Raw genomic sequence first — 26990 nt, 5'->3', positions numbered from 1 at the left:
TGCTTTACCATCCGATTTTTAATTTCTTATATTTTATATATCGTATAAACTCGGGCGCGACATTAGCTTTTTTCGGCAGATGCACTGTATTTTTTATTCATTCACTAGGGCGAGATAAGGTCATTTCCGGCACACGGAAGCTTACTGTCGTCCCTTGCATAGGATTGCTTTCAATCTGCAATCCTTCTCCATACATATGGATCAGACGGCGATGGATATTACGCAGCCCCACACTGGAGGATACATGCTCCTCCGACAGTAAGTGTCGCAGTCGCTCTGGCGGAATCCCTACGCCGTCATCGGTCACGCTGACCACCAAATCGGCTCCAGCCTCTTGTACAATCACCCGCACCGTTCCACCTGTGGCCCGCTGCATTACACCATGTCGTATTGCATTTTCCACAATGGGCTGAATGCTTAATGGCGGGATCAGCGACCGGATGTTCCTCCCTACCTCTATAGTCACCTGCAAACGTTCTTCAAAACGGGCTTTTTCCAATGCCACATACGATTCTACCAATTCCAGTTCCTTGCATAGCGGAACTGTATTCTCCCTGTTCTGAAAATCAAAGCTTCCCCGCAAATACTGACTCAGCTCCATAAGCAGCTCCGCTGCTTTGTCCGGGTCTACCGCTACGGTCGAAACAATGACATTTAATGCATTGTACAGAAAGTGCGGCTTGATTTGTGCCTGTAAAAAGGCCATTTCCGAACGCACCGCTTCCTCTGCCGAATGGCGCATGTTCAGCAGGGTGCGCACACGCGCCTTTAATTCCTCAGCATCAACAGGCTTACGTAGAAAGTCATTGGCTCCAGCCATGAAGCCTGCACGGATATCGCCGGGCAGGTCGCGTGCCGTCAGCAGCAACACGGGTAGTTCGGAGAGAGAATACCGTTCGCGAATCCGTCGGCACAGCTCAATACCGGACATTTCTGGCATCATCCAGTCCGTAATGACTAGGTCAAATCGGGTACGGCTATTCAGCAGCTGAAGCGCCTCCTCAGCATGTTCCACAGCCACCACACTACAACCTGTGGTGTATAACAGCTCCTTCAACACCCGAAGGTTAACTTCATCATCATCTACAGCCAGCACTCTGTAAGGAACATTCCTCACTTGCTCCAATCCATCTTCTTCAAGCGGATTCACATCCTGACTCGAGGTCACACCAGGCTGCAATATAACCTCAGACAAAACATTTTTTTGAGCTTCATGTGCCGACGTACCAGTCTCCGCTAAGGGCAGTGTAAAATAAAAGGTCGAACCTTTACCCAATCTGGACTCTACTCGGATATGGCCTCCATGCAGCTCCACCAGACGACGGGTTATGCCTAACCCAAGCCCAGTTCCACTATATCCTTCGTCCTCAGCATTCGCCCCTCGGTTAAAAGGTTCAAAGATGTGCAAAAGATGGTCTGGGGCAATACCTGGTCCGGTATCCTTCACACTAATTTCCATTTCGCGGTTCCTGGTCTTGGCAGAGATTACGATTTCGCCTTCCTCCGTAAACTTCATCGCATTCCCCAATAAATTGTATAAGATCTGATTCAGGCGATGTTCATCTGCATCCACCTTAGGCAACGAATTAGGCCATTCTTTGACGAATTGGAGCTTTTTCTTACCTACCGAATGACCCAATACCTCCAGCACAGAGTTCACTGCAGCTTGTACGTTTACAGGCCGGCGGTTTAAGGCTAATCTTCCATTTTTCAAATTAGAAAAATCCAAAATATCGTTAATCAAATAGGAAAGCCTGCGCCCTACATTCGCAATCAAGGCCAAATTGTGCTTTTGCGGCTCATTGAATTGTGTCCCATAGCGGTCTAGCATGGATTGAGCGATATTAATAATTCCATGTAGAGGAGTACGCAGCTCATGTGACGTGTTCGCCAGAAATTCGTCCTTTAACCCATCCAAGGTTAGCAAACGTCGTGACAGGTTCTCAACCTCCATGAACGAATGTACAAAACGTTTGGCCAGCAACAGCGTTTGAGCCAATACGAATATGAGCATTTCATAGGCTGTTACCCCACGTACATCTCCCCATCCCAGAACATACACAAAACTGGTCACCACAATCATAAGAATGCTCATAATACTAATGACTAGCAGTGCAGCATCGTCCGTACGTTGAACAAGTCCACGAATCAGGATCAGTAATACATATCCCACACTGACTACACCAAAAAGAAGGATAAACGTTTCAAAGGATGAGAGTACCAGTGTAGGCAACAATAGCCCCATACCCAGCATCAGTGCGGTTGTAATACTATAGAGACGCAGCACGATCCGATTCATAACAATCTGTGTCGTAAGATGAACATACCGAATCAGAAAATAGTAGAACAGCGTCGAAGAGAACGATTGAATTTTCAATATCCATTCATAAGGCAAATCCGGCATTCCCCAGACTAGCAGCTTCTCTCCATGTGTCAGAATGTAAAATATTGCCGCGACGCAAAAGCATGCTAAGTAAAGCAAGGCCTTCTCTTTTTTACGCAAAAGGTACAGCATGATAAAAAATACAGTAGGGATAAAAAATCCAGCGACCAGTACGGTGTCCTCCGCCATCGCTACTTCCCGGCTATGCGTAATACTGGCATAATCCCCAAACAGCAGCGGATAAATGATCCCGCCGGAGGAATAGCTGTAATTAGCCACATGCACGGTAATATCAGCCGCATGTCCATCTACTGCAGCAAATCCAACAAAGGGGGCGTTGCCCTGTTTGCCTTTTTCGGCCGAAACAGAGGGAATACCGCTTGCCCCCACCTCTGCTCCATCAATCCATACTCGGCTAGAGTTGCGAATATTTTGCATATGGATGCCGTACAGATTCTCCACTTTTTCAGGTAACAGTACATGAACATGATAGGTTCCATATCCAGTCGCCTGTCCCCCAGGCATCCACTGATTCCATCTACCAGGCACATCCACAATTTTGGCGGAAGATCCGGTGCCTGATCCCAATTTGGAGGAGTTTCGACGATTTTCCCAATCCTGATCTCGCGTCTCCTGAAAAGATGAAGGCTGCAAAAGTTGATTAGGATAAAACTCCCACTCTCCTCCCAACTGTACAGCGCCTTCCTTGTCGGGGTCCCAATTACGCAAATCAATAACACCGTTGTGAGCTTTCCAATGACTGTTTCCGGATAATACACCCGACACTAACGGATACACCGGCAACGCAACCGCAAGCAGAAGTATAATAAAAAATAAAACACCCTGTTTTTTCATAAATCCCCCGCTCTTTTCAATAACGTCTATCTTTTTGTATCGGTTATTCTATCCAGCTACATTAGAAGCGTTGTCCATACAAAAAGGGACGCCCGCCGCAGATAAAATCTGTGCGGAATCGTCCCCTTCTATACATCCTTGTAGTTCCTAACTTTTCCTATTAAGGAATCAAACCGTCATCATTGCCACCGCCAGGAATCGACCCTGAACCGTCGCCGCTGCCTGTTCCGCTGCTATCGCTTGGCGATGTTGCTCCACCATTGCTGTCGTCGCTGCTTGTTCCGCTGCTATCGCTTGGCGGTGTTGCTCCACCGCTACTGTCGTCGCTTCCTGTTCCGCCGTTATCGCTTGGTGGTGTTGCTCCATCGCTGCTCTCGCCGCTTCCTGTTCCGCTGCTATCGCTTGGCGGCGTTGCTCTACCATTGCTGTCGTCGCTTCCTGTTCCGCTGTTATCGCTCGGCGGCGTTGCTCCACCGCTGCTGTCGTCGCTTCCTGTTCCGCTGTTATCGCTCGGCGGCGTTGCTCCACCGCTACTGTCGCCGCTTCCTGTTCCGCTGCTATCGCTTGGCGGCGTTGCTCCACCACTACTTTGTTGCTGGCTGTCTATAAAATCTTTATACTCCTGAATCGCATCTTCCAGATTCATATAATTTTTCTTAACTTCCGGCATAGGATAATACGGGTCCAGACGATTGAATGCATCCACTACTCTGTGAAAGTAGACCGTCGTAGGATCTGTACCATTTACTGTAAGCAGATTGTTCGCAATGTTCTTGATCTCATTGATATCAAGATCAGTTACGATCCATTTGGATTGGTAGTTCACAAACGCTGTAATCAAATCTGTGTTAGCCTGGTCTACCTGCAGCTGTGTGCTATCCGGATTATTAAGCACAAGGTTTGCCAGATTAATTTGCCCTTGAAGTTCTTCGTTATCTTGCTCGGTATAATGACGGCCGTACGTCAAAACTTCGTTACTAGCCAAATTGATATTGTAATTCAACAACATAGTATCCACCGCTATAGGTGCAGTATACTGGCTCTGTACCTGTTGCAACTCCTCATATACAGGGACAACGTCTTGCAATTCAAAGTTGGGCAACCCCAAGAAGATGGAGGCATGCTCTGAAGCAGAAGACAAGGCTTGCTGAGCCTCAGCGCTTAATGCGCCTGAATTTTGCATCAAAATTCCATTGATCGCTGTCTGCATTTCTATGACTTTATCTCTCAATTGTAGTCTTTTCTCGTTATATTTTTCAATATAGGTCCCTTTAGCCTGACTTAATTGATTATAAGAGATCACCAATTGTTCCTCAGGAGTAAACGGCATAATGAGTGCAAAGTGGGCTTGTACTGTTTGTTGATCTAAAAGCATCATTTCCGTATTCAAGTAATTACGAGCCACAGGGTCAGACAGCAGTTTGAGTTGAACATCTTGAACCAGCTGCTGCAGTTTTTCCCGAGTTGTAGCAGGCACTGGCGCAGTGAATTCCGCAAGCCTTTGACTCAGCTCCATATTCAAGTTCAATACATCCAGCTGCGTCATAGCGGTGTGCATCTTCTCTGTATATTCCTGAATGAGGTTGTCTAGTTCAGTATTTTGAGAACCACTCTGATCGTAGATAACCTGCGCTTCTTGTAAAGTATTTTTAAGCACTGAGAAGTCCGCTGCTTGCAGTGCCAGGAATGATTCTGTGGCACCTTCTATTTTTTGTGTCCATTCCTCCAACTGCTCAGTTGTAGATAATGGATTCAGATATACTTTTGATCCTTCCCTCACTATGGACTTGTAACGCGCTTTGTCCGTTTTCAAATTCTCCACACGATCCGTTACATCGAGAAAATGCAGATAGGCATCTCTGAGTTTTACTGATGTTTTGTATACCTTGATTACTCGACCCAAGCTTTCTACTTCCCGATCCACAATATTCTGAGGCGCATTCCCTTCCAACACATTGTTGCCAAATCGAATCGCTTGACTTAGTGAGTCATCCCAGAGAGGCGGAAATTCGTCACCAATCATTCGGTTTTGTTCAAGGGTAGTCGAAGCTAACTGAATCAGTCTAGTTAATTCCTGTGTTCCAATCATCGGTTCTGTGGCTGAGGCTGTGTACACAGAAACGTCCTGTTTCAATGTGCTGAGCGCTTGATCTACTTCTACTTGTGTAGCTGCTGTATTGTTTAGTACCAGCATAGCTTGATGGATGGCTATGGACAGGTTTTCCTTCGCTCCGGCTGGGTAAAGTGCTTGATCCGTTCCACCCTCGCCTGCACGCTCCAGCAGTTCTTTGGCTGCATGGACTTCTGTCTCCAGCCGACTGCGGTCTACGCTGATAATGTCACTGTTGTGTTTTTTCTTATCTTTGCTGTCTGTATCCGTGACAACCGCTCCAGTAGAGGACGATTTCGTCGTACCATTCACGAGACTAACAGCTTCTTTCATCGCATTATAGTTGATAATAACATCCTGTGGCTGTTTTTGTTCCGGCAGGTTAACCTGGCTGATTGCTGCTCCCTTAGCCAACGTAATAAAAGGAACGCCCACATATTGAGATGCATCCAGCAAACCAATACTACCGTTAACCAACAGCTTGCCAAGTCCCTGTTGCAATGAAACACGACTAATCGCGGCATTACCTTCGGTCACGATCGATGCATCATTTTTCAGCGTCAAGTTGTCAATCTTTGTCGTCCCGGTTGCTGTCAATTGTGCATCTTGAGAGCCAAGCTCAACACCAGACCATGTCGTATTTTCCAAAATGGCTGATACCGGCTGGGTACCTGAGCCTTTGATTTCTAATACGCCTGTGGAGGACATGTTTTTCAAGGTTACCGAACCATTGACGATTAGGCGTCCATCAAAAGACACACCCTTACCGTCAAATACGCCACCGTCTGCGTTAATTTCCAGCTTATTTACACCTGTGAGTGTACGCAAATTACGGTTAAGATCGATTTTTGCCCCTTTTAATACCGCTTTATTATTTTCACCGAACAAACCTTGCAAAGATCCTTCCAGCTGGTAAGGGATATTTCCGATTCGAACCGTATTGCCCTCTGATTTCACTTCCCCTACTGGATGATCCAACAGGCTAACAAATACTTCCGCACCACTCTCCCGGTTCAACGGATTTTTCAAATCTGTTGCAGAAGCATCCTCTGATAATAGACCATAATTGCGAGCTACCTGAACTGCATTTTGCTGTGCGTCCGCATTACCTGCATCCTGCAAGTCCATTGCGCGTACTAGCGATACGATCAGTTCTTCCTTGGTAATGGCATCCCCCGGACGGAACAGTTCTCCGTTGCCTGTCATATACCCGGCTGCACGTACAGCCTCAATATAGGGAGCACCCCATGCATCCGAGGATACGTCCATAAAAGAAGTTTGCGGCTGATTGTTAACTTCCAACTGGAACAGACTGCACAAAATCTTAGCCGCTTCGGCGCGGGTCAAATTCTTTTGTGCCATAAAATCGCCCTGATTACCACCTGTCATCAAACCCAAAGTGCGAGCTTGTGCTACAAATCCAGTTTCACTTTGCGTATCTGCTGTCGCTGCATAAGCAGTCTGGGCGCCACCCATCCAAGGCAGAGATACAATGGAGCCTGAAGCAATCCCCAGCACCATTGCAGATGCAATCCATTTATTTCGATTTACAAGTTTCAATATTTTCACTCCTAGACGCTATTTATTGGCATATATCCTGTTATATCAAAGGCTTTAGTCATGTTTAGTTCTACGATTTATGCAACCAAGGAACTATGCTAAAAGAATTATATGAAATCCCACTGAACCGATTCTGAACAATTAGACCTATACAACGTGTTTCGTAGAATATTGCTTGACTTGGAGCTAACTACACATGGCCTAATCTGCTTGTATTCATTTAATTTATTGCTGCGAATGGTTATTTAGACAGAACTAGCGAGGATGGGTGAGGCGGTAGAAAATGACTATGACCGTTCTAATATAAGAAATGACAAGAACGCCCTATCCATTGATATAGGGCGTTCTTGATCAGAAATGAGGAGGTGAAATCTAAATATTTGCAATTTGCTCATAGTGAGCGAGGATGCTCTTGGATAATGGAATAATGCTAAAACCTAACATGCCAACTACATATGTTGAATATCCGTTTTGTTCATTAACCCCTGCGTGCTTTGCGAGAGAGCAGGTTGCCCAAGGATTGAACCCCTTGTACAAACACGACTAGAATGACGACGGTTATGAGCATAACTAACGTATCAAAACGTTGATAGCCATACGCTATCGCCAGATCGCCAATGCCGCCGCCGCCGACCGCACCAGCCATAGCCGTTGCACCAATCAGTCCAATGGCGGCTGTCGTTAACGACAAAATCAGAGAACTGAATGCCTCGGGCAGCAAAAAGTATCGAATGACCTGAAACGGAGTCGCTCCCATCGCATCTGCTGCCTCCAATATCCCCGGATTGACCTCCAACAGCGAATTTTCGACCAACCTACCGATATAAGGTGCTATATAAATAATTAAGGGGACAATTGCCGCACTGGTCCCAATGGATGTATGCACAATTAGACGGGTTAACGGAATGATCGCGATTAGCAAAATAATAAACGGTAAGGAACGAACAATGTTAATGATCGGATTCAAAATACTGTATAGCCATTTGTTCTCCAAAATTCCGCCTGGACGGGTGACGACGAGTAAAATACCGATAGGGATACCAATTAGAGCGCCAATAAATAATGATATGCTGACCATGAGCACGGATTCATACAAAGCTTCCCACAGTTGATCCCAAGTTATCGTGGTACCTGTAATCATCATAGACTCTCCACCTCCTGAATATGAACTCCTTTGCTCTTGATAAAATCAACAGCCTGCTGAACGGCATGCTGCTCACCGCGCAATTGGAGTGTCATATAGCCAATCGTCGTTTCTTGAATCTCCGTCATGTTGGCAAACAAAATGTTCACATGGATATCGTGCTTCCGAATCAATTCATGAACCACTGGGTCGGAAGCTGCCTGTCCGATAAATTCCAGCTTGTAAATGCGTTGCGATTCTTGTTGCTCGAACGTTTGCAGCACACTATCCGGCACTTGATCATGAATAACTGTGCGTACAAAGCTTTGCGTCGTTGGATGCTTCGGCTGTCCGAATACCTCCAGCACGTTGCCCTGCTCAATGATTTCTCCCTTTTCCATGACGGCCACCTTATTGCAAATCCGCTGAATCACCGACATTTCATGGGTAATGATCAAGATGGTGATCTTGTATTCCTTGTTGATTTTGCGAAGCAAATCAAGAATAGACTGCGTGGTCTGCGGATCAAGTGCCGAGGTTGCCTCATCACAGAGCAAAATGGACGGGTTGCTCGCAAGCGCCCGCGCAATCCCGACACGCTGCTTTTGCCCGCCGGAAAGCTCGCTGGGATAGCTATTTGCCTTATCCGATAATCCTGTGAATGCCAGCAACTCTGTTACACGCCTCTCAATTTCCCGCTTGTTGCGCTTGAGCAACACCAATGGAATGGCAATGTTTTCGAATACTGTTTTCGATTCCAGCAGATTAAAATGCTGAAAAATCATTCCGATCTTTTTCCTTACTTTTCGCAGCCCGGAGGTCGAGTAGGCATTTAAGCTCTCCCCTTCGACAAGAACCTCACCAGTCGTTACTTTCTCCAGACGATTGACCAAACGGATAAGCGTACTTTTCCCTGCACCACTAAATCCGATAAAACCAAAGATATCTCCTTTATCTACTGTGATATTTATATTCTTTAACGCTTGAATGCTTAAGCCTTTTCTTACATAGGTTTTGGATACATTCCTAAGTTCAATCATAGCTCCTAACTCCTTCCGCTCCATCAAGTATGTAAGATCTCTCTGAGTTGATTTCTTTCCTATGGCATGAATACTCGAATTAAATCCGAGTATTTTAGTAAGTTTTATAGAGTATACTACTTCGATTTTATATTGATGTCAATATGTGTTTAACAGTTTGGTGCAAGCATTTCTTTCTTTGCATAAATGAACATGATATTGCAGATGGTATGGAATATGCCGAAGTATACACATCTTGCCCGAACCGGGGCGGAAGCGGAGGAACATAGATGAAGCGAATATTGACCTTGTGGCTATGCATTGCAATGATGGGAATGTCCACAGTTATGGGAGAATCGGCATCAGCTACCCAAGCTGTGGACGGACAACCGTATCATTTTGGGTTTAAAAAAAGCAAGGGCGGCGAGCTGCCCTCCATCGCACAAGAAGGCTTTATGCACCTGATTGAAAGACAAGGCGGCATCTTTTTGGGGGATACGACTAAGAAAGAATTATTTCTTACTTTCGACAACGGTTACGAAAATGGATATACTCCCAAGGTACTGGATGTATTGAAAGCAAAAAAGGTTCCGGCCGCCTTCTTTGTTACTGGGCATTTTGTAAAAGACCAACCAGATTTGATGCGCCGCATGGCGAGTGAAGGCCATATCATCGGAAACCATTCATGGAGCCATCCTGATATGAGCACCATCTCTTCGGCAGAGATTCGATCTGAGCTGGATCGGGTACGAACTGCATCTGCAGAGCTGACCGGGCAAAAGGAAATGAAATATGTCCGGCCACCACGCGGCATTTTTAATGAAAAAGCATTGGCATCCTGTCGAGAAGCCGGATATACGAGTGTGTTCTGGTCGGTAGCCTACAAGGATTGGGACACGAATATTCAGCGAGGAACGGACTATGCCTATCGCCAAGTCATGCAGCAGCTCCACCCTGGAGCGGTCATTTTACTCCATTCTGTATCCAAGGATAATGCCGAGGCACTTGGCTCGATCATTGACGAGGCTCGTAAGCAAGGATATGAGTTCAAAAGCCTGGATGACCTTAAAGTTAAGCATTATCACTAAAAATAGCTCTAACTTAATGACTTAATACCGTCATCAGCCCGATCCACATCTGCTCTAGCAGACAGTGTGAATCGGGCTTTTTAGTTTACGAATAAGGAAGGTCATGGATATAATGACGTAAGAAACGATTTGGAGAGCACTTTTTTGGAGGTACATAAATTATGCACTTTGTATTTGATTTGGATGGGACGATCTGCTTCAAGGGGCAGTGTGTGTCGGATAAGATTGCAGGCTGTTTGGAACAGTTAACTCAAGCGGGACATGAAGTCATTTTTGCCTCGGCACGACCAATCCGCGACATGCTGCCTCTACTTCCTGAACGCTTTCACAACTATACCCTGATTGGCGGTAACGGCTCAATGATCTCCCAAAATGGCAGTGTAAAATACGTAGAGTCCTTTCTTCCGGAAGTACAGAATGCTCTGCTCCCACTGCTGGAGGAACACCAAGCTACCTACTTGATTGACAGTGAGTGGGATTATGCGTATACAGGCCCAGCTGATCATCCCATACTCAACAATGTGGATGTTAGCAAGTTGGCGCAAAAGCTGCCTTTGGCGGCCCTGAAATCTATTGTAAAAATACTCATTTTAACTGCTGACGATATGGAAGGCTTGGCTGCTAAGCTTCTACCGCTGGGTGTGGTCATTCATCAACACCGCAATGAACAGGTACTGGACATTAGCCCACAGAATATCCATAAATGGAACGCGCTTCAGAAGCTAGGTGTGCAGCCTCGTCAATTTATCGCCTTTGGTAATGATGCGAATGATATTCCAATGTTCAAAGAGGCACACCATGCCGTCATGATTCATCATCATGCTGAACTGGCTGCCTACGCGACTGAATCTATTCCTAATGAGGGGGAAAATCAAGAAGAACGGATTATCGTCAAAATACGCGAATTGGCTGAAACAGTAACTGTGTAGTCCAACGCTAAGGAAGGGGAGGCTCCTCTATGAGCCTCCCCTTCTTTTTAGCATCTTAAGGATGACAAACATTTATTTTAAGGTTAGCTTATACACTCTAGCTTCATAAGGGCGCAGCTTCAAAGCGTGCAAATTTTCTCCTTTTACCGGTTCATAGTTGGAGAGAAGCAACTCCGCCTTGGCGATAGGAAACTCCTCACCGTCGGGCCAGTGGAACACTGGATCACGGTCAAAAAAATTCAGAATGACTAGCAAACGCTCTTGTCCCAGCATGCGCGCAAATACATACAGTTCTGTATCAAGTGGCAACAACAGCTTGTATTCGCCATAGACTATGACCTCATGTTGTTTGCGCAGAGCAATCAACTTGCGATAATAGTGATAAATCGAGTTCGGATTATTTCTTTCCGCCTCTGCATTAATGTGCGTGTAGTTATCATTAATTTTCATCCACGGCTCTCCATCGGTAAATCCGGCTGCAGGTCCGGCATTCCACTGCATGGGAGTGCGGGCATTATCCCGACTTTTTCGCCAGATCGCGGCCATAATCTGCTCCTCCGGCTCACCGATCTTTCGTTGCTGCTCATAATAATTCAATGTTTCTACGTCCCGGTAATCATCAATCGAAGGGAAGGCAATATTCGTCATCCCAATCTCTTCACCCTGATAAATATAAGGCGTGCCCTCAAGCATATGTGTGAAGGTTGCCAGCATTTTGGCGGATTCCACACGGTACTGGCCATCATTCGCAAAACGCGAGAGAGCCCGCGGTTGATCGTGATTGTTCAGATAATTGGCATTCCATCCTTCCTGATGAAGCACCGTCTGCCAACTACTCATTATTTTTTTCAGTTCCACCAGCGTCCACGACTTGTACTTCCATTTTTCCGTTCCTAACCCTTGGGCATCAATAAACATGTGTTCAAACTGGAACACCATATTCAGCTCATGCCGCTGATCTCCCACATAATCCAGTGCCTGCTCTGGCCCTAAACCGGACGTTTCACCAACCGTCATTAAGGGATAACGCTCCAGTACCTTTTCGTTCAGCATCCGTAGAAGTACATGTACCTGTTCAAGGTTGGAAAAGAGCTGATAGGCACGCACCAAGGTTTGTTTGTCAGGATTATGCGCATCCGGCAGTCCTTCGGCTTTGACAATATGGGCAATGGCGTCAAAGCGGAAGCCATCGACTCCCTTTTTTAACCACCATTCCACCATACGATAGAGTTCACCCACCATCTCTTCATTTTCCCAGTTCAGATCCGGCTGATGCTCGGAATATAGATGCATGTAATATTCGTCTGTAAGCTTGTCATATTTCCATACAGAACCGGAGAAATACGATTCCCAGTTGTTCGGATATCCGCCATTTTTGCCTGTTCGCCATATGTAGTAGTCCCGCTTCGGATTATCCTTGGACGAGCGTGACTCCGTGAACCACGGGTGCTCATCCGACGTATGGTTTAATACCAAATCCATCATAATTTTGATACCTCGTTCATGCGCCTGATGAAGGAGTTCATCAAAATCCTCCATCGTTCCAAACTCATCCATAATGGCATAATAATCGCTAATATCATATCCGTTATCGTGATTGGGCGACTTATATATCGGGCAAATCCAGATCACATCAATACCCAGCTCAGACAGATAATCCAGCCGAGACAAAATGCCGCGCAGGTCCCCTTTTCCGTCTCCGTCAGAATCCTGAAAACTGATCGGGTATATCTGATAAACAACAGCTTCCTTCCACCATATTTTTTTAGGCATGTTTCCCTCCTGTATCTTCTCTGTACATCCAATAGCTTATGCTCTTAACATACACGCAATACCTGTATGCGAATCGTCGGTGCAGGGAAATGAGGGACTTGTAAGCTTGCTTAGGTACACAAGCAGAGCTGCTATAGCCTACGATATGTTTTTTTAATTTTTTTTTGAAAAACAGGTTGTATACATGGACTTGGCGTTACCTATATTTATGAACTACCCATATACTTGAACCAAAAGCGGTGCCATTCTTGAATTTAGGGAGGAATTGATATGAACTTTCGGCCCAAGGAGCCAAAGGATTTAATTGTGGAGTCAGCTGTGATCCCGCCCAACATCCATGTGGATGTGGAGTCAGCCACTGAGGGGGGAACACGCCGCCTGATGCTTAGTGATAACCCGGAGACGCTTACCCACGTGACGGTACCTACCGAGCAAGCCACTTTGTGGCATGATGTGGTTCGCACCACCACCCGGACAGTCAAGCACCGAATTTTCGGCTGGCATTATAACAAAATCGGCAGCCCTGTTAAACTGGGGATCACCATAGAGAATAAAAGCATGGCCCGTCTGGAAGTACGTCATATTGAACGTGCCCTTGAGATTGTACCTGAGGATGGCAACTGGATTATTGATGTCGGGCAATCTATTGCCAAAAGCTGTTTGGCAGGTACAATGAAACGTCTAAAGCCAGTAGACCGTCACAAATTCGGCAAAGGCACCGCCTTGCTGGAGGAATTTGAGCTACTCGAAGGATCGCTGGCTGGATTCATCTATGACCTCACGGTAGAATATGCCGAAAGTCACGGTACGCTGGACTATGTGATTCGCACCGTAGTCAGCAAAGATACGCAGACTGATCTGCGCGAAATTCATGAGGATGCGCTCCCTCCTGTACCCCCGCCACAGGCGCATCCACGGGGCGTATGGTCCTTTTCTGAAACAAATGCGCGTATGCCGGAGTATGTAGTAGGGCAAAGCGCCAACTACCGAGCATGTGCCACTAAGAAGCTGAACGGCGAAACTCCTGCAGATCTGCTGTTTACAGGGGAACGCAGCGAGTTGGGGCCTGCGCTTGATAATCGCGGACAATTTGGAACAATATATAACGCAACCATTCCTATCGTTAATCACAGTAGTGAGGTACGTACCGTACGAATCTACGCTAATCCACGTGGAGGTGCATTCGCCGGGTCTGTACGCGTAGATGGTCATGTATACGGTATCCCCTTGCTACAAGATAATACCAAGGTATGCCGACTGACTGACATCCGCGTCCCGCCTGGCCAGTCGAGCTATTCTCTTAGCTTCATGGTTGCAGGTAGCGCGACTACTCCGCTGGGTTTATACGTGATCACACTATAATCGTAATAACATTAGATGGACATATGGGTCGACTCAATAGTGCAAAGAATATAATTAAGATGTAATTGTTCTAAAAAATCAAATAACCCGGTGACCATAGATCATCGGGTTATTTGTGTCGATATCTTTATAGAATACGCTATTTCAGATTACACTACTCTACTAAGTATAAAATTGGATGGTGGAGTAGGCTCCGGCTTACCAAACAAATAACCCTGGGCTAGCGACACACCTGCATCACGACAAAATTCAAAATCCTCCATTTGCTCTACACCTTCAGCCAACACCTGACCACCAAAACGAAAAGCGGATTCCACTATCCCAGTAATTTGGCGTTTTTGATCACTGTTACTGTGACAGCCATCAATTATACTGCGGTCAATTTTAACATAATCGGGCTGGAGGCAATTCATAAGCTCTGTCGTAGAATAACCTGCCCCTACATCGTCCAGTGCCACCGAAACTCCCCGTGTACGATATTGTTCAAAGATTTGATGCAAAAAATTCAGGTCGTCTATTTCTTCCGTCTCTACGACCTCAAACACAAAATCCTCCGTATTCATGGATAGCCGATCAATTGTCTCAAAGGTATGATTCAAGCAATAAGCCGGATTATAAATAGTTGAAGGGAGAAAATTAATAAATCGTTTAATTCCCGTCGGAAGGCATGTCGCACTTTTTTCAATGGCGGAAATACGAGCCGAGCGATCCAAATGAGCATGCAAGCCAGCTTCACGAGCAACTTCAAACAATCGGAAAGGCTGAAAAGACTTATCGGGCTGTGATGGACGCAGCAAAAACTCAAAGCCGATGATATTCAGCTTGTAGTCAACAATAGGCTGCATATGGCTGGTAAAGTTTTGATTCTTAATAATACTCACCAGATCCGGATGTTGCAGTCGAGCTTGCAATTGACTAAATAAAAGCCAGTCCTCAAATCCCTCAACATGTTGCAAACCAGTCACCACAACTTGCATTTGGTCCAAGCACTCCTGCGGCAGACGAGCCAGTCCGTTAACTAGCTGTTCCAACTGTGAACGGCTGTCGTAGCGAAACACGATGTTATCCTCACACCAATATTCTGGTTTCATTTGTTCCGATAGCATACCCAAGCCCTCTAATGCTGGAGTAAGCGACACCCTAGAATGCCTAATTTTCAGCAATCCTTGATCCTTAATAGGTAATATGATGCTGCAATTGCTGCAAGTCATAATGGTCCTCCTCGGAACAATTTCCCGGTTTTTTCACCATTATATCACAAACAATTAGAACAAAAGTACTATATAATTACGTGTTTTGACAAAAAATAAGCTTATTCCGAACAACAACTTAGGACTTAAGTACATATTCGACAAAAACAAAGCCTTTTTTACACTCATAATAAACACGGTACTGTTGTATTGGGCATCAAAAAAAGCAGCAAATCTCTTATTTAAAGAGACTTACTGCTTCATTCTGTTATGGAGTGGAGACTAAAATCCCAAGTTACTTGGACGCCTTTGGCTTCGTTGTTTTAGCCGGTTTTGCAGCCGCAGGTTTAGTCGTTTTGACAGCTGGCTTCGCGGTTGCTTTCGCAGGTGCCGCAGCTTCCTTCACAGAGGTCGTTGCTGCACTAGGCTTAGCGCCAGCTTTCAAGCTGTATTTGGCAAACCCGTCTGCCGCGCTGCTCAAGTATGAAATTTGTTGATTTCCAGCCAGCACGTCTTTGGCATCAGAAGAGGACTCAAAGGTAACCTTGGCCTGACCAAAAGGAGCAATAGACCAGTTGCCGTCCGCTGACGGATTAATCGTTCCGTTCGTACGGATATAATCAACAACGACTTGGCGACTTTCATCTGGTGCTGCCATCACAATACGTTTGCCATCTGGGTTGGCCAGTTTGGAGGAGGAAGCACGATAGTTATTGGTCGCAACAATAAATTTCTGTGCAGGATCAATAGCCTTCCCGTTGTATTGCAGATCCTTGATACGATGGGCTGAAGAATCAATAATATTTCCCTTGGCATCATATCGTGCAGGCTGAGTTACATCAATCTGGTAATTCACACCGTCAATCACATCAAAATTGTAGGTTGGGAAATCTTTGTTGATCAGCGATTGTTCCTCAGTTTTGCTAGGATCAATGCGGTTGAACTGACCCGCAGACCACTCCAGCCACTCCTGAATTTCAGCACCAGTAACTTCTACAGCATGAACCGTGTTCGGGTACACATACAGATCGGACACGTTTTTAATCGCTATTGTACCTTCAGGAATGTTGGTATAATACTCGGCACCGTTGCGACCACCGGCTTTGAATGGAGCGCCTGCCGATAATACGGGGAGATTTTCGTATTCGGTTCCTTTAAGATGGTTTTGAACATACCATTTCTGTGCATTTGTCACAATTTGAATGGACGGGTCATCCTGCACTAATGCAAAATAGCTGGTAATCGGTGCAGTCGTTGTTCCGACAGGTTGACGGATATAATCCAGCGTTCCTTGATGCTCTCCTTTGATCGCATCAATCAGTTTAAATTCAGGAGTAAACTGCACTGCCTGATTGGTAGTACTCACAACTGGACGCACTTTTGACTGAGAGTTGATTACGTGCCACTCGCGATTTCTCTTCTCCAAGCTCAGATCAATAATGCCCAGATCCTTACCCCACGAAGAAGCTTCCACAGCCGGTACGCCATTAATTGTTCCTTTATCCAAATCTACACCGCTCATATCTTTAAAATCAGAGCCTGGGAAAGATTTGTGAGCATGCCCAAACAAAATCGCGTTAATCCCGTCTACCTGGCTCAAATATTTAACGGCATTCTCCATCATTGGCGTTTGCGGCACATCCTCATAGCCTGTGTGTGCAAGCACGACAATAATGTCAGCACCTTCTGTTTTCATTTGTGGAATAAACTTTTTGGCTGTTTCCACAATATCCTTCGTAACGACCTTATCCTTCAAATTAGCTTCATCCCACTGCATAATTTGGGGGGTTACCAGACCGATGACACCCACCCTAAGCGTATGCTCTTCGCCCTTCTCATCCGTTACTTTTTTATCAAGAATCTGATAAGGAGTAAAATAATTTTTAGTAGCTTGACCCTCATTATCAACATAAACGTTCGCATTTACGTAAGGAAAATCAGCTCCCTTGAGCGATTTGTCCAGGAAGTCAAGACCATAGTTGAATTCGTGGTTGCCGACAGTAGCCGCATCATAATCCATCAAGTTCATCATCTTATAGACCGGATGGACACCGCCTTCTTTCTCAAAGGTTTTGTTGCGGGCCATATAATCGCCTAATGGATTGCCCTGCAGCAAATCACCGTTATCGAACAGCATGCTGTTTCTTGTTTCACTACGTGCTTGTTGGATCAAGCTTGCTGTGCTAACCAAGCCATATTCATTAGTTTCTTTGTCCGAATAATAATCATAATTCATCAGCGCCCCATGAATATCTGTTGTTTCCATGATCCGCAAATTCACCGTAGCGCTATCGCGAGAATCGATAGCTGCCCAGGATGGAGCCGCTGAAAACACCAGCAGGCTACAAGCTACAATTGCTGCTGTAAACCCTTTAAACCAATTTTTACGAAATAACAAAATATACCCCTCCTCATTAAGGTGTATGCCTCATATACATACTTTTGCACATATATGTAAGCTTTGAACCCACCATTCCTATTTTAATCCAACGCCAGACAAAAGAGTAGTCATTTGCTTAAAATATTTATGAAAAAATAATTATTTTGCGTATAAAAAAAGCCAATAAATCTCCTGAAAAAGTTGGAAATTTACTGGCTTGTCCGTTTATATTGTTTCTATTTCGTCCACACCTGGCGCTCCGTTTGTTGACCCACGTACTCAATACGAGTCGGATTGACGTCTAAGATGACATAATCGGGATCATCTGGTCCGGAAAACCATTTTTTCAGAGAATCATTCCACACTTGTTTGCGTAACCCCTCATCAGCTGTAATCTGGACGGTAGCCTCCACTTCCAAGACTTCCTTCGTGCCACCCACTTCATAGCCCAGCAGCAGATAAGCATTCGGATTGTCCTTTAGCTCATCCACTTTATGTGTTTTGCGATCCGTCGCCAGATGAATGTTCATTCCATCGTTAAAAAGGGCCATATAGCGTACTTTCGGTTTTCCGCCCTCAACCGTACCTAACGAGCAAAATTTGTTGTTATCCAAAGCCTTCACAATGGCTTGTTCCAGCTGACTGCGATCCAGTGTCTCCGTTTTACCCACAGTACAACAACTCCTTTTTACGAATTAGAATTCTATAGGGCTATGCCACTTGGCACCAGCTCTCCTAAACATACAGTGTAGCTGTTCTGAAAATAACATGACCGAAACAGATCTGAATGATTCATGTCCATTTTCAGATCAAAGCTCACAGTAAAAGTGTACCCTGTCGTTCGACAAATGAACCGTGAGCGCTCCCTCAAGGCTGGACAGACCTGCTTTCAAGGCATATAATCGTCGTAGTAAACCCGAATAAACGAACCCATTAAACCATACAATGCCAGGGGTGCTGGAATCGGCCGGCTGAGAGTGTGTCCCAAGACACTGACCCTTACAACCTGATCTGGGTAATGCCAGCGTAGGAATGCTTAAGCAAGATGTGCCTTTTATTAAAACAGGACATCCCTTACTTTGGTATATACAAGCGCAAGCGTCCCGGAATCTCGGGACGCTTTTTTTGTTGAAGATAAAGTTGTTGGAAAGATTGCTTCCGGCAGATGTGATTTTTGTGAAAATGGGGAATATAAACTGTCTGATTGGACGGATAACGGGTAATTAAAAAGGAGAGAACACAACGATGAAGCGCATGAAAATGTTAAGCCTGGGTCTGATCAGTCTGTGGCTCATGGCTATGACTCTGACCGCTTGCGGCGGCAATCCCCCTACATCTCAAAAGGAGGTTCCTGCTGCCGACACTTCAACGTCTACCTCGGCAAAGGGGCTCAAAGATGTTAAAGTCGTGCTCGACTGGACACCCAATACGAATCACACGGGACTCTATGTCGCCAAGGACAAAGGATTTTACGAAAAAGCAGGCTTGAATGTCCAAATTGTTCAACCAGGTTCAGGCGGAGCCGACCAAATGGTTGCTTCGAATGCTGCACCTTTTGGTATCAGCTATCAAGAAGGCGTCACTCAGGCTCGTATCCAAGGCGTACCGCTCGTATCCATCGCTGCGGTGATTCAGCATAACACCTCTGGCTTCGCAGCTCCGGTAGACCGCGGAATTAAAAGCCCGAAAGATTTCGAGGGTAAAAGCTACGGCGGCTGGGGTTCTCCTGTAGAAGAAGCGGTCATGAAATCCATCATGGATTCAGACCAAGGTGATGTGAGCAAAGTGAAAATCGTCAATATGGGCAATGCAGACTATTTTACAGCCGTGAAGCGGGATATTGACTTTGCCTGGATTTTCTACGCATGGACCGGGATTGAGGCCGAGCTTCGAGGCGAGCCCTTGGATATGCTGTATGTAAAAGATTATTCCAAAAGTCTCGATTACTATACACCTGTAATTGTGAGCAATGAACAGACGATAAAAAACGATCCTGACCTAGTCAAAGCGTTCATGGACGCTACTGCACAAGGCTATGAATACACTATCGCCCATCCAGAAGAAGCGGCGAATATCTTAACTAAAGCTGTGCCAGAGCTGGACAAAAAACTGGTACTTGCTAGCCAAAAATGGCTAAGCCCGCGTTATCAGGACGATGCCACGCAATGGGGTTTACAAAAAGCAGAGGTATGGCAAAACTACTCGGATTGGATGTATGAACGCAAGCTGCTCAGCAAACCTTTGGAAGTCGATAAGGCCTTCACAAACGACTTCTTGCCCAAGCGTTGATCATTTTGTTAAATCGCTAAATAAGACTGGACTAGAGAAGTGAACGAAGCGCCACTACGCGCTTTGTGTGTAAAAATGCCACACAACCTATCAAAAAACTAAAGTGCTTTTAAGGCGGTTGGTAGCGGAGCGGTTCATTTGAATCTGGAGAAGCGAAGCGTTCGCCTGAAGCTTTCTTTAGGAAAGCTAGCTTCGGAAGCATACGCTCAGGGGGATTCTTACCTTTAAAATTTAATTCAAAGAATCCCATGGCAACAGCGATCGTAAGATCAAATGAAACGCGAAGCGGTCTCCCCACCTTAAACCACCATATCTTTTTTACTAACACTCCAATAAAGGACAGGTGAAATTCACATGGCTAATACACTGCTCAGCATTCAAGTAATCCCTAAAACACCTAATAACGAAGACTCTTACCCCTATGTAGACAAGGCGATTGAGGTCATCCAGCGTTCCGGTGTCAAACATCTGGTGAATCCATTGGATACGACCATGGAGGGCGAGCTCGACGAGTTGCTGAAAGTGGTTAAAGAAATGCACGAGGCTTTGACGGAAGCTGGAAGTCCCAGCGTCATTTCACAGATCAAAATTGCACATAACCCACAGGGCATCAGCATGAACAAGCTGACCGAGAAGTATCGCCCATGAATCCGAAAGGCAAGAACGCATCCTGGTGGAAAAGCGTATGGCCGCCCCTTGTGGCGGTCCTCTTCTTTTTAGCGGCTTGGCAGGGAGCGGTTTCCTATTTACATATTGAATCCTGGCTGCTGCCAGCTCCATCCCTAATCGTACAAGAGGGTATGGCGCAGTCGGCGTTGCTTGGTGCCCATACATGGGCTACGATTCGCCTGACGCTTGCGGGATTTGCTATAGGGACAGCAACAGGACTGCTGATCGCCATCGTTCTCCATACGATTCCTTTTCTCAAATCTGCTTTGTACCCGCTCCTGATCCTTAGCCAAAACATTCCGATTATCGCCCTCGGTCCGTTGCTCATGGTATGGTTCGGTTTTGGCGTGCTGCCCAAGCTTATGGTCATTACATTAGTATGCTTTTTTCCCGTGGCTGTAGCAGCCATGGACGGGCTGACACGGACGGACCGTATGATGATGAACTACATGCGGATGTCGGGTGCAAGCCGCCGGGCTATTTTTCTAAAACTAGAGCTGCCACACTCCCTGCCACAAGTCTTCTCTGGCATTAAAATCGCTGCTACCTACAGTGTGATGGGCGCGATTATTGCCGAATGGATTGGGGCCAGTGAAGGAATTGGATATTATATGTTGCTGCAAAAATCTGCCTATCGTACGGATCTCATTTTTGCCGCTATCGGGATTATTGTTACACTCAGCTTACTGATGTTTGTCGTTATTCTACTACTGGAGAAATGGTTGGTGCGCTGGAAGCCTGATCAAGAATAGCCTCCACATATTGCATTAAAGCATTAATGAAAGGACGTGGCACATATGAGTCTGCATCCGACTGACTTGACATCACCACCCGTGGCTGATGAACAGCAACAAGCCGGAGAACCGCAGGTAATGACACCTGCTCCTCCTGCTTTGGAATTGGACGGGATCAGCCTCGCCTTCCGGGAAAAGCGAAGCTCACTGCCTGTACTACAGGATGTATCCCTTACCGTTAAGCCGGGCGAATTTGTCTCCCTCATTGGTCCGTCAGGCAGTGGTAAAAGTACGCTGTTTCACATCATCGGCGGGCTGCTCAAGCCGCAGCAGGGACGTATTCGTATGCATGGACAGGACGTGACTGGTGAACGCGGTCATATTAGCTATATGCCACAGCAGCCCGCCCTTTTCCCGTGGCGCACCACGCTGGACAACATACTACTCGGGCAGGAAAATGCACCGCGAAAGGATGCAGTAGCAGAGTCCCGATACGTCAGCGAACGTGAACGGCGCAAAGAAGCCTTGCAATGGCTTGAGCAGGTTGGGCTGGGCAAGTTCGCGAAGGCGTATCCGCATACGCTGTCTGGTGGCATGCAGCAGCGAGCGGCCTTTCTTCGCGCCCTGCTTAGCCCGCAGGAGCTAATGCTGCTGGATGAGCCGTTCAGCGCACTCGATGCGTTGACACGCGCAGATATGCAGCAATGGTTATTGCGGATGTGGGAGAAGAACCGCCGCTCTGTGCTGTTCATTACCCACAGCATTGAAGAAGCGCTGTTGCTCTCCGACCGCATTTATGTGCTGTCGGCGCGACCTGCTTCAGTGATGCATGTCGTAGACGTTCCTTTTCCTCGCCCGCGTAGGGAAGAAATCACCCTCGATCCACGCTTTATGGAATGGAAGCGGACAATGACTGGCTGGATGCGTGAGGAAAAGCACAAACTGGACGGCGATATGGACACCGCTGAAAGTGTCCGTAAAAACACCTCTGACGGCGGGGTAAACCATTATGAATGATTGGAATGTGCACTCTGCATTGAGATTGAATGCGACAGCAACTGTTCCCTTAATCGACGCACACATTCATGTAGACAGCTACCCACCTGAACAACAGGAGCTATTGCTCGCTTCGCTTGTCGACAACCATGTAGAAGCCATCGTAGCTGTGTCCATGCATCTAGCCTCCAGTCAAGCCAACTTGCGCCTGGCTGAGCGTTGGCCCAGGCTAGTACGTCCGGCCTTTGGCCTTCATCCAGAACAGGCTCTGCCATCACAAGCCGAGCTTGACCTGTTGTTCCACTGGATGGACGAACATGTACAGCAGATGGTCGCGGTGGGTGAAGTCGGCTTGCCCTATTACAATCGGCTGGAGGCCTCACGCAGCGGAGATGCTTTTGACCTCGCTCCCTACATAGCGCTGCTGGAGCGTTTTATCCAGTTTGCAAGCAAGCATAGCAAACCCATCGTGCTGCATGCCGTTTATGAAGATGCAGACATGGCCTGCGACCTATTGGAACGACACGGCGTTACGCAAGCGCATTTTCACTGGTTCAAGGGCTCTGCCACCACGACCGAACGTATGGCCCGTAATGGCTATTATGTGTCCTTCACACCGGATCTCCTGTACGAAGAAGAAATCCGCAGTTTGGCAAGACAGTATCCGTCTAATCAGGTCATGGCAGAGACAGACGGCCCATGGCCATTCGAGGGCCCTTTTACCGGACAGCAGACACATCCACGGATGACTGCCGAGGTCATTTGCGAGTATAGCAAGCTGACCGGTCAAGATGAAGCTACTGTCCGTCAATTGTTTTATGATAATACGAGCCGCTTCTACTCCCTGTCTAATTCATAAAGGCATATCAGCTATTTACTAAAAGGCTCACAACCATAACTTGTAGTCAAAGCAAAGAACCTCCTTATATACGCGAAACTTTATCATGCGTAATTAAGGAGGTTCTTGTAATTTTACATACACGTGTTGCTCAAATGCGGCTCATCCATTGCAACGTTTTTTGACGTTGCTCCACTTTATTGCTTCAAGAAACCCTTCTGTTCCAAAAATGGCTTCAACTGCAAACGCGCTGGCTCGGTCAATCTCGTCGCCATTTGCTCAGACCAAGGTGTAGAGCGTTGACCGCCCGTACGTTCCTTCAGATATTCAGCTGATGTATGGTCGTATACCTCTACAGCTTTCATCGTCTGATTTTTATCGTAACCGTTCATATGCAACACACCGGACAGTGGAAGACGTGGACGCAAGCCCGTTTCCTGATCCGGTACACCAATGCACATACCGAACACTGGATATACCAGCTCTGGTAACCCTAACAACTCGGATACCTCTGCTATTTTAGTACGAATGCCCCCGATGTAAACGATGCCCAAGCCGAGTGATTCAGCGGCCACCGCTGCATTTTGTGCAGCTAACGCGGCATCAATGGTTGCAACCGTATAATTTTCGACGGACCCTTCGTAGGAAGGCTGGCCTGGCTGATGATGAATCGTCACCTGCTTCAAACGATACAGGTCTGCGCACCACACCAGAAATGTAGGGCATTGCTCAACATAAGCCTGCCCTCCTGCCAACTCGGCCAGTTTTGTTTTTAAGGAAGGCTCGGTAACGGCAATAACGGTATATGCCTGCACATTGCTGGACGAGGATGCCATTTGGCCAGCTGCCACAATAGCTGCGAGCTGCTCGTCGGTAATGGGGTCTGACTTGAATTTTCGCACAGACCGGTGGTTCATCAACAAGGAAATCGTATCATTCATGACGGCTTCACTCCTAATCCATAATATAAGCTCTTTATCTGCTTCAAGCTGTGAGTACACGAGTAGGTTTTTGCATGTTTGCATGGCACTCCTACAAATATTATGAAACTTTCGCCAATGATAAGCAACCTGACGCAATGAAGAGGGATTGCATGAATTAAATAAATGAAATACACAACAAAAAAGCAAGTACGCACAAAGCTAAAATTGTGCGTACTTGCTCTAATTACAAAATGATCTCGCTACAAATATCCAGCAGTATGCGTCTGCCTAATACATCAAAACATTTACAGCTTCACGCGCTGGAGACGCAGCGCATTCAGCACGACCGAAACAGAGCTGAATGCCATGGCCGCTCCCGCCAACCATGGAGCAAGAAAGCCCAAAGCAGCAATCGGAATGCCGATCACGTTATAACCGAGCGCCCAGAACAGATTTTGCCGTATGTTTGTCATGGTCCGCCGGCTCATTTCGATCGCGTCCGGAATGCTATTTAGGTTACCACGCATGAGCGTAATATCGGCAGCCTCCATGGCCACATCCGTACCCGTACCCATTGCCATCCCTATATGAGCTGTAGCCAGCGCCGGCGCATCGTTAATACCGTCCCCGACCATGGCTACGATCTTGCCCTGTTCCTGAAGTCGTTTTACCTCTTCGGCCTTTCCTTCAGGCAACACTTCCGCCAGCACCCGTTCAATTCCCGCCTGGGTGGCAACGGCCCGCGCCGTCCTTTCATTGTCACCCGTAATCATGATGACTTCAATGTTCATCGCCCGCAGACGGACAACAGCTTCTCGTGACGTTTCTTTAATTGTATCCGCGACGGCCACTAATCCGGCATAGGAACCGTCCACAGCGACAAGCATCGCCGTTTTCCCTGAGCCTTCCAGTTCATTCATTTGCTGCTCGGTTGAGTCATCAATCGCGATGCCTTCCCTGCTCATTAACCGGCGTGTGCCCACCAATACCTGCTTGCCTTCCACAGAGGCCTTCACACCATAACCCGGAATATTTTCAAAATCCGTCGGGCTCACTAGCTCAATACCTCGATCAGCAATCCCTTTTACAATAGCTTCTGCCAGCGGATGCTCCGAGCTTTTTTCTGCCGCACCGAGCAATCGCAGCAAATCCGTTTCAGCCAGGTTGCTTGCGCCAACCATAACATCCGTTAGCTCTGGCTTGCCGTTCGTAACCGTACCTGTCTTATCCAAAATCACTGCGTTGACGGAACGGGTCATTTCCAAATGCTCGCCGCCCTTGAACAAAATACCGTACTCAGCGGCACGTCCCGATCCTGCCATAATGGACGTTGGGGTAGCCAATCCGAGCGCACAAGGACAAGCAATGACGAGAACTGCAATCATTTTCTCCAATGATCCTGCAAAATCAGACGGTGTCACAAGGAAAAACCAGACGAGAAACGTCATCACGGCAATAGCAACTACGATGGGAACAAAGATACCCGAGATTTGATCCGCAATCCGCTGAATCGGGGCCTTGGAGTTTTGCGCATCTTCCACGACCTTAATAATACGGGCCAACGCCGTATCACCACCCACACGCTCAGCCTGGATACGAAGTACTCCGTTTTTATTGAGCGTGGCTCCTGTGACTGGGGAACCCTCTCCTTTTTCAACCGGAAGACTCTCGCCACTTAACATGGATTCATCCACTGCCGAACGCCCATCCACGACTACACCATCGACGGGAATTTTCTCTCCTGGACGCACAATAAAGATATCCTTCACACGCACTTGTTCAATCGGTATATCTAGCTCTTGTCCATCACGTACCACACGTGCCGTTGTCGCCTGTAGGTTCATCAAGCTCTTGATCGCCTCAGACGAACGTCCTTTGGCTACCGCTTCGAACCATTTACCGACCAGAATAAGCGTAATGAGTACCGCGCTTGTCTCGTAATACAGCTCTGGCATGGTCATGACAGGCATTCCCGCCATTCCCTGCATGACATCAGACGGACGCAGGGTAAGGTACAAGCTGTAAAAATAAGCCGCAGACGTACCCAGTGCAACTAACACATCCATATTTGAACTGCCGTTGCGAAGCGCTTTATACGCACCCACATAAAACTGCCATCCAATGATGAACTGAATGGGTGTTGTCAGTACAAGTTGAAACCATGGATTCAAGAACAGTTCCGGTACATAAATCCATGAGGTAAAGGAAAAATGAGCCACCATCGCCCACAATAACGGAAGCGACAGCACTGCCGATATTATCCACTTCCATTTTTTACGTTGGATATCCTTACTGCGAACATCCGCAATATTGTCCTCAGCACTCTGTGGGATCGCTCCGTAGCCCAGCTGTTCAATCTTGCTTACCAGATCACTAACCGTAGTACTCCCAGCAGAATATTCCACATGAGCTGTTTCCATCGCCAAATTAACCGTAGCACCTGTTACGCCTGGTATTCGGTTTAATCCTTTTTCAATTCGAGCTGCACAGGCTGCGCAAGTCATGCCCGTCACATTCAAATTGGCTTCTTCACTCACAGTTCCAAAACCAAGAGAAGCAATTTTATCGCGGAATTCAGGGATTTCCACCTGCTTGGGGTCATAGGATATAGACGCCTGCTCCAATGCCAAATTCACATTAGCCTGCGCCACTCCGTCTATTCGGTTTAAACCTTTTTCAATACGGCTTGCGCAGGCTGCGCAGGACATCCCCGTAATTTGAAGCGTTGTATGCTTATCACCGTCGGTCGCACGGTTTTCCATGGTAGTC

At 46.7% G+C, this 26990-nt stretch carries 18 protein-coding genes and 1 riboswitch; of the genes, 8 read left to right on the top strand and 10 right to left on the bottom strand.

The window, feature by feature from the left end:
- Nucleotides 1-97: 97 nt before the first annotated feature.
- From ACUC6J_RS02310 to ACUC6J_RS02295, 4 genes are all read right to left on the bottom strand, one after another.
- Nucleotides 98-3238 carry an ATP-binding protein gene (locus ACUC6J_RS02310; RefSeq protein WP_447249692.1) on the bottom strand — a complete coding sequence of 1047 codons (3141 nt, stop codon included), beginning with the start codon at nt 3236-3238 and terminating at the stop codon, nt 98-100.
- Between the two features lie 160 nt (nt 3239-3398).
- A complete protein-coding gene (locus ACUC6J_RS02305; RefSeq protein WP_447249691.1) occupies nt 3399-6908 on the bottom strand; it encodes an S-layer homology domain-containing protein in 3510 nt (1169 codons plus the stop codon).
- 478 nt (nt 6909-7386) lie between these two features.
- Nucleotides 7387-8052, bottom strand: a complete 666-nt coding sequence (locus ACUC6J_RS02300; protein WP_016818825.1) for a methionine ABC transporter permease — start codon at nt 8050-8052, stop codon at nt 7387-7389.
- The gene (locus ACUC6J_RS02295; RefSeq protein ID WP_016818826.1) at nt 8049-9071 is read right to left on the bottom strand and encodes a methionine ABC transporter ATP-binding protein; all 1023 of its coding nucleotides are present in this window, start codon (nt 9069-9071) and stop codon (nt 8049-8051) included. The genes ACUC6J_RS02300 and ACUC6J_RS02295 overlap by 4 nt, the downstream gene beginning before the upstream one ends.
- Before the next feature lie 269 nt (nt 9072-9340).
- On the opposite strand from ACUC6J_RS02295, the gene pdaA reads away from it, so the two are divergent.
- Both pdaA and ACUC6J_RS02285 read left to right on the top strand, forming a co-directional pair.
- Nucleotides 9341-10138: a delta-lactam-biosynthetic de-N-acetylase gene (gene pdaA, locus ACUC6J_RS02290; protein ID WP_016818827.1), complete on the top strand. Its 798-nt coding sequence runs from the start codon at nt 9341-9343 to the stop codon at nt 10136-10138.
- A gap of 161 nt (nt 10139-10299) precedes the next feature.
- A complete protein-coding gene (locus tag ACUC6J_RS02285) occupies nt 10300-11067 on the top strand; it encodes an HAD-IIB family hydrolase (protein WP_447249690.1) in 768 nt (255 codons plus the stop codon).
- A gap of 72 nt (nt 11068-11139) precedes the next feature.
- On the opposite strand, the gene ACUC6J_RS02280 is transcribed toward ACUC6J_RS02285, so the two are convergent.
- Nucleotides 11140-12840 carry a glycoside hydrolase family 13 protein gene (locus ACUC6J_RS02280; protein WP_330708305.1) on the bottom strand — a complete coding sequence of 567 codons (1701 nt, stop codon included), beginning with the start codon at nt 12838-12840 and terminating at the stop codon, nt 11140-11142.
- 270 nt (nt 12841-13110) lie between these two features.
- Between ACUC6J_RS02280 and ACUC6J_RS02275 the strand changes: the two genes are divergently transcribed.
- A complete protein-coding gene (locus ACUC6J_RS02275; protein WP_447249689.1) occupies nt 13111-14202 on the top strand; it encodes a hypothetical protein in 1092 nt (363 codons plus the stop codon).
- 149 nt (nt 14203-14351) lie between these two features.
- Here ACUC6J_RS02275 and ACUC6J_RS02270 read toward each other — a convergent pair whose 3' ends face one another.
- From ACUC6J_RS02270 to ACUC6J_RS02260, 3 genes are all read right to left on the bottom strand, one after another.
- Nucleotides 14352-15413 (bottom strand): EAL domain-containing protein, encoded by a 1062-nt coding sequence (locus tag ACUC6J_RS02270; RefSeq protein WP_113050911.1) that lies wholly within the window; start codon nt 15411-15413, stop codon nt 14352-14354.
- A 274-nt stretch (nt 15414-15687) separates the two neighbouring features.
- Nucleotides 15688-17790, bottom strand: a complete 2103-nt coding sequence (locus tag ACUC6J_RS02265; protein WP_447249688.1) for a bifunctional 2',3'-cyclic-nucleotide 2'-phosphodiesterase/3'-nucleotidase — start codon at nt 17788-17790, stop codon at nt 15688-15690.
- Between the two features lie 218 nt (nt 17791-18008).
- On the bottom strand, nt 18009-18443 hold the full coding sequence (locus ACUC6J_RS02260) for a pyridoxamine 5'-phosphate oxidase family protein (protein WP_016818833.1): 435 nt from the start codon (nt 18441-18443) through the stop codon (nt 18009-18011).
- Nucleotides 18444-18712: 269 nt separating this feature from the next.
- A riboswitch (TPP riboswitch) is annotated at nt 18713-18822 on the top strand.
- A gap of 195 nt (nt 18823-19017) precedes the next feature.
- Here ACUC6J_RS02260 and ACUC6J_RS02255 point away from each other — a divergent pair.
- The 5 genes from ACUC6J_RS02255 (at nt 19018) to ACUC6J_RS02235 (ending at nt 23319) form a co-directional block, all read left to right on the top strand.
- Nucleotides 19018-20061, top strand: coding sequence for an ABC transporter substrate-binding protein (locus ACUC6J_RS02255; protein ID WP_123796678.1), 1044 nt, complete (start codon nt 19018-19020; stop codon nt 20059-20061).
- 354 nt (nt 20062-20415) lie between these two features.
- The gene (locus tag ACUC6J_RS02250) at nt 20416-20709 is read left to right on the top strand and encodes an MTH1187 family thiamine-binding protein (RefSeq protein ID WP_447249687.1); all 294 of its coding nucleotides are present in this window, start codon (nt 20416-20418) and stop codon (nt 20707-20709) included.
- Nucleotides 20706-21482, top strand: coding sequence for an ABC transporter permease (locus ACUC6J_RS02245; RefSeq protein ID WP_447249686.1), 777 nt, complete (start codon nt 20706-20708; stop codon nt 21480-21482). Before ACUC6J_RS02250 ends, ACUC6J_RS02245 begins: the two co-directional genes overlap by 4 nt.
- 45 nt (nt 21483-21527) lie before the next feature.
- The gene (locus ACUC6J_RS02240; RefSeq protein WP_017427198.1) at nt 21528-22481 is read left to right on the top strand and encodes an ABC transporter ATP-binding protein; all 954 of its coding nucleotides are present in this window, start codon (nt 21528-21530) and stop codon (nt 22479-22481) included.
- Nucleotides 22474-23319, top strand: coding sequence for a TatD family hydrolase (locus ACUC6J_RS02235; protein WP_447249685.1), 846 nt, complete (start codon nt 22474-22476; stop codon nt 23317-23319). The genes ACUC6J_RS02240 and ACUC6J_RS02235 overlap by 8 nt, the downstream gene beginning before the upstream one ends.
- Before the next feature lie 176 nt (nt 23320-23495).
- Here the strand turns inward: ACUC6J_RS02235 and nfsA are convergent, their stop codons facing one another.
- Entirely contained in the window at nt 23496-24239 is a 744-nt protein-coding gene (nfsA, locus tag ACUC6J_RS02230) for an oxygen-insensitive NADPH nitroreductase (RefSeq protein ID WP_013369076.1), read from the bottom strand.
- A 287-nt stretch (nt 24240-24526) separates the two neighbouring features.
- Complete coding sequence (locus tag ACUC6J_RS02225) at nt 24527-26983, bottom strand: heavy metal translocating P-type ATPase (RefSeq protein WP_447249684.1); 2457 nt, start codon at nt 26981-26983, stop codon at nt 24527-24529.
- Nucleotides 26984-26990 lie beyond the last annotated feature (7 nt).

This window comes from Paenibacillus sp. JJ1683, from assembly GCF_053006485.1.
Note: the sequence above shows the minus strand (reverse complement) of the source record. Positions and strands in the feature narration are given on the sequence as shown.

Coding starts and splice junctions, on each gene's coding strand:
- ACUC6J_RS02250 (WP_447249687.1), top strand. CDS start 20,416: ATGGCTAATACACTGCTCAGCATTCAAGTAATCCCTAAAACACCTAAT.
- ACUC6J_RS02255 (WP_123796678.1), top strand. CDS start 19,018: ATGAAGCGCATGAAAATGTTAAGCCTGGGTCTGATCAGTCTGTGGCTC.
- ACUC6J_RS02285 (WP_447249690.1), top strand. CDS start 10,300: ATGCACTTTGTATTTGATTTGGATGGGACGATCTGCTTCAAGGGGCAG.
- ACUC6J_RS02235 (WP_447249685.1), top strand. CDS start 22,474: ATGAATGATTGGAATGTGCACTCTGCATTGAGATTGAATGCGACAGCA.
- ACUC6J_RS02275 (WP_447249689.1), top strand. CDS start 13,111: ATGAACTTTCGGCCCAAGGAGCCAAAGGATTTAATTGTGGAGTCAGCT.
- pdaA (WP_016818827.1), top strand. CDS start 9,341: ATGAAGCGAATATTGACCTTGTGGCTATGCATTGCAATGATGGGAATG.
- ACUC6J_RS02300 (WP_016818825.1), bottom strand. CDS start 8,052: ATGATGATTACAGGTACCACGATAACTTGGGATCAACTGTGGGAAGCT.
- ACUC6J_RS02270 (WP_113050911.1), bottom strand. CDS start 15,413: ATGACTTGCAGCAATTGCAGCATCATATTACCTATTAAGGATCAAGGA.
- nfsA (WP_013369076.1), bottom strand. CDS start 24,239: ATGAATGATACGATTTCCTTGTTGATGAACCACCGGTCTGTGCGAAAA.
- ACUC6J_RS02295 (WP_016818826.1), bottom strand. CDS start 9,071: ATGATTGAACTTAGGAATGTATCCAAAACCTATGTAAGAAAAGGCTTA.
- ACUC6J_RS02225 (WP_447249684.1), bottom strand. CDS start 26,983: ATGGAAAACCGTGCGACCGACGGTGATAAGCATACAACGCTTCAAATT.
- ACUC6J_RS02280 (WP_330708305.1), bottom strand. CDS start 12,840: ATGCCTAAAAAAATATGGTGGAAGGAAGCTGTTGTTTATCAGATATAC.
- ACUC6J_RS02240 (WP_017427198.1), top strand. CDS start 21,528: ATGAGTCTGCATCCGACTGACTTGACATCACCACCCGTGGCTGATGAA.
- ACUC6J_RS02310 (WP_447249692.1), bottom strand. CDS start 3,238: ATGAAAAAACAGGGTGTTTTATTTTTTATTATACTTCTGCTTGCGGTT.
- ACUC6J_RS02245 (WP_447249686.1), top strand. CDS start 20,706: ATGAATCCGAAAGGCAAGAACGCATCCTGGTGGAAAAGCGTATGGCCG.